General features: G+C 75.6%; 9 protein-coding genes. 8 read left to right on the plus strand and 1 reads right to left on the minus strand.

The window, feature by feature from the left end:
- The first annotated feature begins 36 nt into the window (after nt 1-36).
- From ACZ7LB_RS28110 to ACZ7LB_RS28135, 6 genes are all read left to right on the plus strand, one after another.
- Complete coding sequence (locus tag ACZ7LB_RS28110) at nt 37-360, plus strand: integration host factor (RefSeq protein ID WP_003977346.1); 324 nt, start codon at nt 37-39, stop codon at nt 358-360.
- Between the two features lie 37 nt (nt 361-397).
- The gene (gene gmk / locus ACZ7LB_RS28115; RefSeq protein WP_161229154.1) at nt 398-991 is read left to right on the plus strand and encodes a guanylate kinase; all 594 of its coding nucleotides are present in this window, start codon (nt 398-400) and stop codon (nt 989-991) included.
- 62 nt (nt 992-1,053) lie between these two features.
- A complete protein-coding gene (gene rpoZ / locus ACZ7LB_RS28120; RefSeq protein ID WP_003977348.1) occupies nt 1,054-1,326 on the plus strand; it encodes a DNA-directed RNA polymerase subunit omega in 273 nt (90 codons plus the stop codon).
- A gap of 153 nt (nt 1,327-1,479) precedes the next feature.
- The gene (coaBC, locus tag ACZ7LB_RS28125) at nt 1,480-2,682 is read left to right on the plus strand and encodes a bifunctional phosphopantothenoylcysteine decarboxylase/phosphopantothenate--cysteine ligase CoaBC (protein ID WP_471472019.1); all 1,203 of its coding nucleotides are present in this window, start codon (nt 1,480-1,482) and stop codon (nt 2,680-2,682) included.
- 241 nt (nt 2,683-2,923) lie between these two features.
- Nucleotides 2,924-4,132 (plus strand): methionine adenosyltransferase, encoded by a 1,209-nt coding sequence (gene metK / locus ACZ7LB_RS28130; RefSeq protein ID WP_471472020.1) that lies wholly within the window; start codon nt 2,924-2,926, stop codon nt 4,130-4,132.
- Nucleotides 4,133-4,333: 201 nt separating this feature from the next.
- Nucleotides 4,334-6,493 (plus strand): primosomal protein N', encoded by a 2,160-nt coding sequence (locus ACZ7LB_RS28135; RefSeq protein WP_471472021.1) that lies wholly within the window; start codon nt 4,334-4,336, stop codon nt 6,491-6,493.
- A 793-nt stretch (nt 6,494-7,286) separates the two neighbouring features.
- Here the strand turns inward: ACZ7LB_RS28135 and ACZ7LB_RS28140 are convergent.
- Nucleotides 7,287-7,820 (minus strand): hypothetical protein, encoded by a 534-nt coding sequence (locus tag ACZ7LB_RS28140; protein WP_471472022.1) that lies wholly within the window; start codon nt 7,818-7,820, stop codon nt 7,287-7,289.
- Between the two features lie 608 nt (nt 7,821-8,428).
- Here ACZ7LB_RS28140 and fmt point away from each other — a divergent pair.
- Both fmt and ACZ7LB_RS28150 read left to right on the plus strand, forming a co-directional pair.
- Nucleotides 8,429-9,361: a methionyl-tRNA formyltransferase gene (gene fmt, locus ACZ7LB_RS28145; RefSeq protein ID WP_471472023.1), complete on the plus strand. Its 933-nt coding sequence runs from the start codon at nt 8,429-8,431 to the stop codon at nt 9,359-9,361.
- Nucleotides 9,362-9,435: 74 nt separating this feature from the next.
- Nucleotides 9,436-10,881, plus strand: a complete 1,446-nt coding sequence (locus ACZ7LB_RS28150; protein WP_471472024.1) for an RsmB/NOP family class I SAM-dependent RNA methyltransferase — start codon at nt 9,436-9,438, stop codon at nt 10,879-10,881.
- Nucleotides 10,882-10,956 lie beyond the last annotated feature (75 nt).

The following is a 10,956-nucleotide window of genomic DNA, read 5'->3' on the forward strand; positions in this document are numbered from 1 at the left end:
CGTATCCGACAGTTCGACATCCGAGGTGACGTAGGCGTGGCTCTTCCGCCCCTTACCCCTGAACAGCGCGCAGCCGCGCTCGAAAAGGCCGCCGCGGCTCGCCGGGAGCGGGCCGAGGTCAAGAATCGACTCAAGCACTCCGGCGCCTCCCTCCACGAGGTCATCAAGCAGGGCCAGGAGAACGACGTCATCGGCAAGATGAAGGTCTCCGCCCTCCTGGAGTCCCTTCCGGGCGTGGGCAAGGTCCGCGCGAAGCAGATCATGGAGCGGCTCGGCATCTCCGAGAGCCGCCGCGTGCGGGGCCTCGGCTCCAACCAGATCGCTTCCCTGGAGCGCGAGTTCGGCAGCACCGGCAGCTGAGTCCGGACCACTCCGGGACAACTGGAATAATCGCCGTATGGCTGCAACACCCCGGGGGACGACCCCCGTACCCCCGGACGCACGTCCGCGGCTGACCGTGCTCTCCGGCCCCTCGGGGGTCGGCAAGAGCACGGTCGTCGCGCATCTGCGCAAGGCGCACCCCGAGGTCTGGCTCTCGGTGTCGGCGACGACCCGCAAGCCCCGCCCCGGCGAGGAGCACGGAGTCCACTACTTCTTCGTCAGCGACGAGGAGATGGACAAGCTGATCGCCAACGGCGAGCTGCTGGAGTGGGCCGAGTTCGCCGGCAACCGCTACGGCACGCCCAGGGCGGCGGTCCTGGAGCGGCTGGAGGCCGGCGAGCCGGTGCTGCTGGAGATCGACCTCCAGGGCGCCCGGCAGGTCCGCGGCTCCATGGCCGACGCCCATCTGGTCTTCCTGGCGCCGCCCTCCTGGGACGAGCTGGTGCGCAGGCTCACCGGGCGGGGCACCGAGCCGCCGGAGGTGATCGAGCGGCGGCTCGCCGCGGCCAGGGTCGAACTGGCCGCCGAGCCGGAGTTCGACGCCACCCTGGTCAACACCTCCGTCGAGGACGTGGCCCGCGAGCTGCTAGCCTTGATGAACGTCGTGTGATCGGGTCCTCTACCATGGCCCGTCGTCCGGCTGAATCTTTCCCATCCATCGGAAGGTAGAGCGTGTCCTCTTCCATCTCCGCGCCCGAGGGCATCATCAACCCGCCGATCGACGAGCTGCTCGAGGCCACGGACTCGAAGTACAGCCTCGTGATCTACGCCGCCAAGCGGGCCCGCCAGATCAACGCGTACTACTCGCAGCTCGGCGAGGGACTCCTCGAGTACGTCGGCCCCCTCGTCGACACCCATGTGCACGAGAAGCCGCTCTCGATCGCCCTCCGCGAGATCAACGCGGGGCTGCTGACGTCCGAGGCCATCGAGGGCCCGGCGCAGTAGCGGCGGATATAACCGACGGCGGATGTCCCACCGGCGGTAGTATTTTCAGCTCGAAGCTGACTTTTCCACAGGCCCGGCAGTCGCACTGCCGGGCCTGTGGTGTGTGATGGGGCGTACGCGCCGCCGAGGCGACATCGAGGTCCGGGAGAAGCGGTGGACAAGCCCAAGGTTGTTCTGGGGGTCAGCGGCGGCATCGCCGCCTACAAGGCCTGTGAGCTGCTGCGCAGGTTCACCGAGTCGGGACACGAGGTCCGTGTCGTGCCCACCGCCTCGGCCCTGCACTTCGTCGGCGCCGCCACCTGGTCCGCCCTGTCCGGGCACCCGGTCGCCACCGAGGTCTGGGACGACGTCCACGAGGTGCCGCACGTGCGCATCGGCCAGCGGGCCGACCTCGTCGTCGTCGCCCCCGCCACCGCCGACACCCTCGCCCGGGCCGCCCACGGGCTCGCCGACGACCTCCTCACCAACACCCTGCTCACCGCCCGCTGCCCGGTCGTCTTCGCCCCCGCCATGCACACCGAGATGTGGGAGCACCCCGCCACCCGGGAGAACGTGGAGACCCTCCGCCGCCGCGGCGCCGTGGTGATCGAACCGGCCGTCGGGCGCCTCACCGGCGCCGACACCGGCAAGGGCAGGCTCCCCGACCCCGGCGAGATCTTCGAGGCGTGCCGCCTGGTCCTCGCCCGCGGGCCGGTCGCACCCGACCTCGCCGGCCGCCACGTCGTGATCAGCGCCGGCGGCACCCGCGAGCCCCTCGACCCCGTCCGCTTCCTCGGCAACCGCTCCTCCGGCAAGCAGGGCTACGCCCTCGCCCGCACCGCCGTCGCCCGGGGCGCCCGCGTCACCCTGGTCTCGGCCAACGCCGCCCTGCCGGACCCCGCCGGGGCGGACGTGGTCCCCGTCGGCACCGCCGTCGAGCTGCGCGAGGCGGTGCTGCGCGCCGCGGCCGACGCCGACGCGGTCGTCATGGCGGCGGCCGTCGCGGACTTCCGCCCGGCCGTCTACGCCACCGGGAAGATCAAGAAGAAGGACGGACAGGAGCCGGAGCCGATCGCCCTGCTGCGAAATCCGGACATCCTCGCCGAGGTCTCCGCCGACCGGGTCCGCCCCGGGCAGATCGTCGTGGGATTCGCCGCCGAGACCGACGACGTGCTCGCCAACGGCCGGGCGAAGCTCCGCCGCAAGGGCTGCGACCTCCTCGTGGTCAACGAGGTGGGGGAACACCGGACCTTCGGCTCCGAGGAGAACGAGGCGGTGGTGCTGGGCGCCGACGGCACCGAGACGCCCGTGCCGCACGGTCCCAAGGAGGATCTCGCGGGCATCGTGTGGGACCTCGTGGCCCGAAGGTTGCGCTGAATGACTCATTCACCACCACCCCCGTCGCCAACACCGGCCATTCGAGCGTGGCGCCCCTGGCCAACGGCACCCCGTTCCGGGCAGAATGCGCGTGCCGCAGGTCACAGCCCTTCCGAGAGTCGAGACGGGTGGGCCCGCGGTCGAGTGCGACCGATAAACTGTTCTCGGACGTCGCCGGGTGCAGCTCCCCGTGCCGTCCACAAATGATCAGCCAGCAGCCGCTGCAACCCCAGGGAGCGTTGTGTCCCGTCGCCTGTTCACCTCGGAGTCCGTGACCGAGGGTCACCCCGACAAGATCGCTGACCAGATCAGCGACACCATTCTCGACGCGCTTCTGCGCGCGGACCCGGCGTCCCGGGTCGCCGTCGAAACCCTGATCACCACCGGTCTGGTGCACGTGGCCGGTGAGGTCACCACCAAGGCCTACGCTGACATCGCCACGCTCGTCCGCGGCAAGATCCTGGAGATCGGCTACGACTCCTCGAAGAAGGGCTTCGACGGGGCCTCCTGCGGTGTCTCCGTCTCGATCGGCGCGCAGTCCCCGGACATCGCCCAGGGTGTCGACACGGCCTACGAGAACCGGGTCGAGGGCGACGAGGACGAGCTGGACCGGCAGGGCGCCGGCGACCAGGGCCTGATGTTCGGCTACGCCTCCGACGAGACGCCGACGCTGATGCCGCTGCCCGTCTTCCTGGCGCACCGCCTGTCCAAGCGCCTCTCCGACGTCCGCAAGAACGGCACCATCCCGTACCTGCGCCCGGACGGCAAGACCCAGGTCACCATCGAGTACGACGGTGACAAGGCGGTCCGCCTGGACACGGTCGTGGTCTCCTCGCAGCACGCGAGCGACATCGACCTGGAGTCGCTGCTGGCCCCGGACATCAAGGAGTTCGTGGTCGAGCCGGAGCTGAAGGCCCTGCTGGACGACGGCATCAAGCTCGACACGGAGAACTACCGCCTCCTGGTGAACCCGACCGGCCGCTTCGAGATCGGCGGCCCGATGGGCGACGCGGGCCTCACCGGCCGCAAGATCATCATCGACACCTACGGCGGCATGTCCCGCCACGGCGGCGGCGCCTTCTCCGGCAAGGACCCGTCCAAGGTCGACCGCTCCGCCGCGTACGCCATGCGCTGGGTCGCCAAGAACGTCGTCGCGGCCGGCCTCGCCGCCCGCTGCGAGGTCCAGGTCGCCTACGCGATCGGCAAGGCCGAGCCCGTGGGCCTGTTCGTGGAGACCTTCGGCACGGCCAAGGTCGAGCCCGAGCGGATCGAGAAGGCCATCGACGAGGTCTTCGACCTGCGCCCGGCCGCCATCATCCGCGACCTGGACCTGCTCCGTCCGATCTACGCCCAGACCGCCGCGTACGGCCACTTCGGCCGTGAGCTGCCCGACTTCACGTGGGAGCGCACCGACCGCGTCGACGCGCTGCGCAAGGCCGCGGGGGTCTAGGGCCTCTCGTTTGGATCATGCCGGGCTCGCGGGGTCCGGCCCGATCCAAACGAAAGCCCCTGGGGCTCCCGGGCGCGAGCCCGCACACCGCCACCGGCCCGGCGCCCTCCCGAGGGGCGCCGGGCCTCGGCGTGCCGGGGCGGCGGCCGGGCGGTCGGTCCCCGGGGTGCGGTGTCCGAGGTCTTTGGTAGGAATGCAGGCGTGAGCGGCGGGAACGAACCAGCGGAGGGCGGCGGCCGTCAGGCGCCGCCGGAGCAGCTCGCGCTCATCCGGGAGACCGTGCGGCGGGCCGAGGTGCCCCGCGCCAAGCCCCGGACCTGGCGCGGCGCCCCGCTCGCCGGGGAGCTGCCGGTCGCCCGGGTCCTGGTCGACAAGGGCGTCCTCCACCTCGACCGCTACTTCGACTACGCCGTGCCCCGCGAGCTGGACGCCGACGCCCAGCCGGGCGTGCGGGTGCGGGTGCGGTTCGGCGCCGGCCGCCACCGGGTGCGCGAGGGACGCCGCGAGGGCGGGGGGCTCGTCGACGGGTTCCTGATCGAACGGCTCGCGGAGTCCGACTACTCCGGGCCGCTGGCCGCGCTGGCCCAGGTCGTCTCGCCGGAGCGGGTGCTCGACGAGGAGCTGCTCGGCCTCGCCCGCGCCGTGGCCGACCGGTACGCGGGCAGCCTCGCCGACGTGCTGCAACTGGCCGTGCCGCCGCGCAACGCCCGCGCCGAGCGGCGGCCGTCCCCCGAGCCGCTGCCCGCGCCGCCGGTGCCCGGACCGGACTCCTGGCAGCGGTACGAGCAGGGGGCCGCTTTTCTCACCGCCCTGGCCTCGGGCGGGGCACCGCGCGCCGTGTGGAACGCGCTGCCCGGTCCGCAGTGGGCCGACGAACTGGCCCGCGCTGTGGCGGCGACGCTGGCCTCGGACCGGGGCGCCCTGGCCGTCCTGCCCGACGGCCGCGCGGTGGCCCGCGTCGACGCGGCGCTGACCGGGCTGCTGGGCGAGGGCCGGCACGCGGTGCTCACCGCCGACGCGGGCCCCGAGAAGCGGTACGCGCAGTGGCTCGCGGTCCGGCGGGGCGACGTCCGGGCGGTGATCGGGACCCGCGCGGCGATGTTCGCCCCGGTGCGGGACCTCGGCCTGGTCGCCCTCTGGGACGACGGGGACGACAGCCACAGCGAGCAGCACGCCCCGCAGCCGCACGCCCGCGATGTACTCCTGCTGCGCGCCGCCCAGGACCGGTGCGCGTTCCTGCTCGGCGGCTGGGGCTGCACCGTGGAGGCCGCCCAGCTGGTGGAGAACGGCTGGGCCCGTCCGCTGGTCGCCGCCCGGGAGCGGGTACGGGCCGCCGCGCCGCTGGTGCGGACGGTGGGGGACGGCGACCTGGCCCGGGACGAGGCGGCCAGGGCCGCGCGGCTGCCCACACCGGCCTGGCAGGCGGTGCGGGAGGGGCTGCGCCACGGGCCGGTGCTCGTGCAGGTCCCCCGGCGCGGCTATGTGCCCCGGCTGGCCTGCGCCTCCTGCCGGGCGCCCGCGCGGTGCCGGCACTGCGCCGGTCCGCTGGAGGGACGGGAGTCCGGGGCTGCGCTGCGCTGCGGCTGGTGCGGGCGCGAGGAGGGGTCCTGGCACTGCCCGGAGTGCGGCGGCTTCCGGCTGCGGGCGCAGGTGGTGGGCGCGCGCCGTACCGCCGAGGAGTTGGGGCGGGCGTTTCCCGCGGTCCCGGTCCGCACGTCGGGGCGGGAGCAGGTGCTGGACACGGTGCCGGGGGCTCCGGCACTGGTGGTGAGCACCCCGGGGGCCGAGCCGGTCGCCGAGGGCGGTTACGCGGCGGCGCTGCTGCTCGACGGATGGGCGATGGTGGGCCGGCCCGATCTGCGGGCGGGGGAGGACGCGCTGCGGCGCTGGCTGGCCGCCGCCGCGCTGGTGCGTCCGCAGGCGGACGGGGGCACGGTGGTCGTGGTCGCCGAGCCGACGCTGCGTCCCGTGCAGGCGCTGGTGCGCTGGGACCCGGTGGGGCACGCGCTGCGGGAGCTGGCCGAGCGGGCGGAGCTGGGCTTTCCCCCGGTGTCCCGGATGGCGTCGGTGGCGGGACCGCCGGAGGCGGTGGCGGAGTTCCTCGGCACCGTGGCGCTGCCGGGCGACGCGGAGGTGCTGGGACCGGTGCCGCTGCCCGTCACACCCCCCGGCCGGCCGCGCCGGGCCGGGGGACCGCCACCGGGGGAGCACTGGGAGCGGGTGCTGATCCGGGTGCCGCCGGGCAGCGGGGCTGCGCTGGCGGCGGCCCTGAAGACCGCGCGGGCCGCCCGGACGGTCCGGGGGAGCGGGGCTCCGGGTGCCGGGGTATGGGTCCGCGTCGACCCCCTCGACATCGGCTGACCCCGACGACCACCACCGGCCCGGGCCCGTGGACGGCTCGGCTGTGCCCCGCGGGCGGCGCTCCGCAGCGCCCCCGGCGGGGCGGCCGCGGTCCGCGAGGGGCGCGGTGCGGGCGGGGGCGTGGCCGCGCCCCGGTGGGAGACACCGGCCGAAGGGCCGGCGGAGGCGGAGCCGGGGCGGTACGGGCAGGCGGTCGGGGGTCGCCCGGGAAGGATCGGGGGCACTCCGGCCGGGATGGGGAACCGGGGTGGCCCGGATGGAGGGGCCTGGAGGGGGCGGAGCCCGGTGCGGGCACGGGTGAGCAGGTGCGTGCCGCCGGACGGCGCGGGTGCGGGGCTCCGGACGAGGACGGGGGAGCCGGGGTGCCCCGAAGGAGGCGGGAAGGAGCCCGAAGGGGTGAGGCCCAGGTGCGGTGGAGCGGGCTGACGCGCGGTCCTGCGGATGGGACGGGCCGGGGCGCATGCTCCTCCCGTGGGACGGGCGACTCGGTGTGGTCCCCCGGTGGGGCTGAGCGGGGCGGTGTACGGCTCCCGGGTGAGGCAGGCGGGTCGGCCTCGGGCGGGGCGGGCGGGTGGCGCGTGGTCCACGGCGGGACGGGCGGCGGGGGCTCCGGACAGGGGTGGGCGGAGGGACCCCGGGCAGCTCGGGCGGACCCGGCACGGTGGGCCGGGCGGAGGGACCCGGCACGGATGGGCCATGGCGTCCGGCGTGAAGGGGCCATGAACCCTGAGGTGGTGCTCATGGGCCCGGTCGGGGCGGGGCGGCCCCCTGACGGCGGGAGGGCCGCCGGTGGTCAGCCGTTGCGCGGGGTCGGGAACGGGGCCGGACGGGCCTCGTCCCGCAGTCCGTGGCTGCCCGCCGTCGGCTGGGTCGGCATGGCGCGGGCCGCGGGCACCGTGGGCACCCCGGACGGCAGACCGCTCACGTCGACCGTCCGCGTCCCGGCCGGCTCGGCGGCCTCGGCGGCGGCCTGGGCCGCGGCGCGGCGGGCACCGTAGCGGCGGTGCACGGCCTGCTTGGTGACGCCGAGCGCGGAGCCCACCGCGTCCCAGGAGAAGCCGAGCGAGCGGTCGAAGTCCACGGCGGCGGTGACCAGCGTCTCGACGCTGTCCCGCAGCTCCTGGGCGAGGCGGACCGTGGGCGCGGGGGCGCGCCCGTAGACGACGAAGCCCGCGGACGGGCCGGGGCGGCGCGGACGGTAGACGTTGCCCAACTGGGCGGTGAGGGTGCGCAGTGCGTCCACCTGCCGGCGGACCCGCTCGATGTCCCGCACCAGCAGGTGCAGGCTGGCCCGAGCCTGGGCGTCGTGGGTTGCGTGGTCGGCCATGAACAAGCCTCTCGAACCGGCGTTGAAAGGAACCGGGCCGCGCGGACGGCCCGCTGTGGTCAACTCTTTCTTGACCAACGCGTGGGCGCTCCGCTGGTCACGGGGTGGGGGCGCGGACTCTGACATGTGCGCCCCCCGGACACCCGGTCCGCCCGGCCGTCCGGTGCTCTCCGCCCGGCCCCGGGCCGTTCCCCGCCCGTCCGCCAGGCGCTCCGCGCCCGGGTGTCCGCCGCTGCCCGGCTGCCCGGCCCGCCTGGACGCCGGCACCGCCCGGCTGCCGCGGCTGCCCGGCCCGACCGGATACCCGACCCATTCGGCCGCCCGGTGTTCTCCGTCCGGCCCCGGGCCGCTCCCTGTCCGTCCGCCAGGTGCTTCGCGCTCGGGTGTCCGCCGCTTCCCGGCTGCCCGGCCCCGGCCACCCCGGCGCTCCGCGCAGGGCCGCCAGGGGCTGTCCGCCCGGCCCCCGGCGGTTCCCTGCCCGGACCTCATGGGCACTCCGCCCGGCCGTCCGCCGCTCCCCGTCCGCCGCACGGCCCCGTCGCCGATCACGGGCTCGTAGACTGGTGGGCCGCCCGCATCCGCCCCCGCCCGAGAGGCCCGTCCCACCCATGAAGCTGGTCTTCGCCGGTACCCCCGAGGTCGCCGTTCCCGCCCTGGACGCCCTGATCGCCTCCGGGCGGCACGAGGTGGCCGCCGTCGTCACACGGCCCGACGCGCCGGCCGGGCGCGGGCGGCGGCTGGTCGCCTCCCCGGTGGCCGAGCGGGCGGCGGAGGCCGGGATCGAGGTGCTGCGCCCCGCCCGGCCCCGGGACCCGGAGTTCCTGGACCGGCTGCGCGCCATCGCGCCCGACTGCTGCCCCGTCGTCGCCTACGGCGCCCTGCTGCCGCGCGTGGCGCTGGACATCCCCGCCCGCGGCTGGGTCAACCTGCACTTCTCGCTGCTGCCCGCCTGGCGCGGCGCCGCCCCCGTGCAGCACGCGGTGATGGCCGGCGACGAGATCACCGGCGCGTCCACCTTCCTCATCGAGGAGGGGCTCGACTCCGGGCCGGTCTACGGGACGGTCACCGAGACCGTCCGTCCCACCGACACCAGCGGCGACCTGCTGACCCGGCTGGCCTTCGCCGGGTCCGGGCTGCTCGCCGCCACCATGGACGGCATCGAGGACGGCACCCTGACGGCCGTGCCGCAGCCCGCCGACGGCGTCACCCTCGCGCCGAAGATCACGGTCGAGGACGCCGGGATCGACTGGGCCGCGCCCGCGCTGCGGGTGGACCGCGTGGTGCGCGGCTGCACCCCCGCCCCCGGCGCCTGGACCACCTTCCGGGGCGAGCGGCTCAAGCTGGTGCAGGCCGCGCCCGTGCCCGACCGCACGGGGCTCGCCCCCGGCGAGCTGGCGGCCGGGAAGAACAGCGTGCACGTCGGCACCGGCTCGTACGCGGTGGAGCTGCTGTGGGTGCAGGCCCAGGGCAAGAAGCCGATGCGGGCGGCGGACTGGGCGCGCGGCGCGCGGATCACCGAGGGGGAGCGGCTCGGCGGCTGACCTGTGCCTCGGCGGTCCGGCCGTCCGCGTAGGGTGGAGGGCGCATTCCCTCCCACACCCGGAGCACCTTTTCCGTGAGCGAACAGCCTCGTGGTCCCCGCAGGACCGGCACCCGCAAGCCCGGCAAGCCCTACCGCAGGCCCCAGAAGGACCCCGTCCGCGTCCTCGCGTTCGAGGCGCTGCGGGCCGTCGACGAACGGGACGCCTACGCCAACCTCGTGCTGCCGCCGCTGCTGCGCAGGGCGCGGGAGAAGGAGGGACCGGAGAAGTTCGACGCGCGGGACGCGGCGCTCGCCACCGAGCTGGTCTACGGGACGCTGCGCCGGCAGGGTACGTACGACGCGATCATCGCCGAGTGCGTCGACCGGCCGCTGCGGGAGGTCGACCCGCCGGTGCTGGACGTGCTGAGCCTCGGGGCGCACCAGCTGCTCGGGACGCGGATCCCGACGCACGCCGCCGTGTCCGCCTCGGTGGAGCTGGCGAGGGTGGTGCTCGGCGACGGGCGGGCCAAGTTCGTCAACGCGGTGCTCCGCAGGATCGCCCAGCACGACCTCGACGGCTGGCTGGAGCGGGTCGCGCCGCCCTACGACGAGGACCCCGAGGACCATCTCGCCGTGGTGCACGCGCACCCGCGCTGGGTCGTCTCCGCGCTCTGGGACTCCCTCGGCGGCGGCCGGGAGGGCATCGAGGCGCTGCTGGCCGCCGACAACGAGCGGCCCGAGGTCACCCTCGTCGCCCGCCCCGGCCGCGCCACCGCCGAGGAGCTGCTCCGCGAGGACGCCGCCGTGCCCGGCCGCTGGTCGCCGTACGCCGTGCGGCTGAGCGAGGGCGGCGAGCCCGGTGCCGTGGAGGCGGTGCGGGAGGGCCGCGCCGGGGTCCAGGACGAGGGCAGTCAGCTCGTCGCCCTGGCGCTGGCCAACGCCCCGCTGGAGGGGCCGGACCGGCGCTGGCTGGACGGCTGCGCGGGGCCCGGCGGCAAGGCCGCGCTGCTGGGCGCGCTGGCCGCCGAGCGCGGTGCCTTCCTGCTGGCCTCCGAGAAGCAGCCGCACCGCGCGGGGCTCGTTGCCAAGGCGCTGGACGGCAACCCGGGCCCGTACCAGGTGATCACCGCCGACGGCACCCGCCCGGCGTGGCGGCCCGGCAGCTTCGACCGGGTCCTCGTCGACGTGCCGTGCACGGGACTGGGCGCCCTGCGCCGCCGCCCGGAGGCCCGCTGGCGCCGCCGCCCGGAGGACCTGGAGGGCTTCGCCCCGCTCCAGCGGGGGCTGCTGCGCGGTGCCCTGGAGGCGGTGCGGGTCGGCGGTGTCGTCGCCTACGCCACGTGCTCGCCCCACCTCGCGGAGACCCGGGCGGTCGTGGCCGACATCCTCAAGCAGCATCCCGGCGTCACCCCCATCGACGCCCGCCCCCTGCTCCCCGGCGTCCCCGACCTGGGAGAGGGCCCCGACGTCCAGCTCTGGCCCCACCTCCACACCACGGACGCGATGTACCTGACCCTCCTCCGCAAGACGGCCCCGTAGCCCCCACCGCCAGCGAACGGCCCCCGCGCCCCAGGGCCCGGGGCCACTCGCCCTGAGGGGGCGCGGGGAACTGCG

The sequence above is a fragment of the Streptomyces sp. NPDC107521 genome, assembly GCF_055598485.1.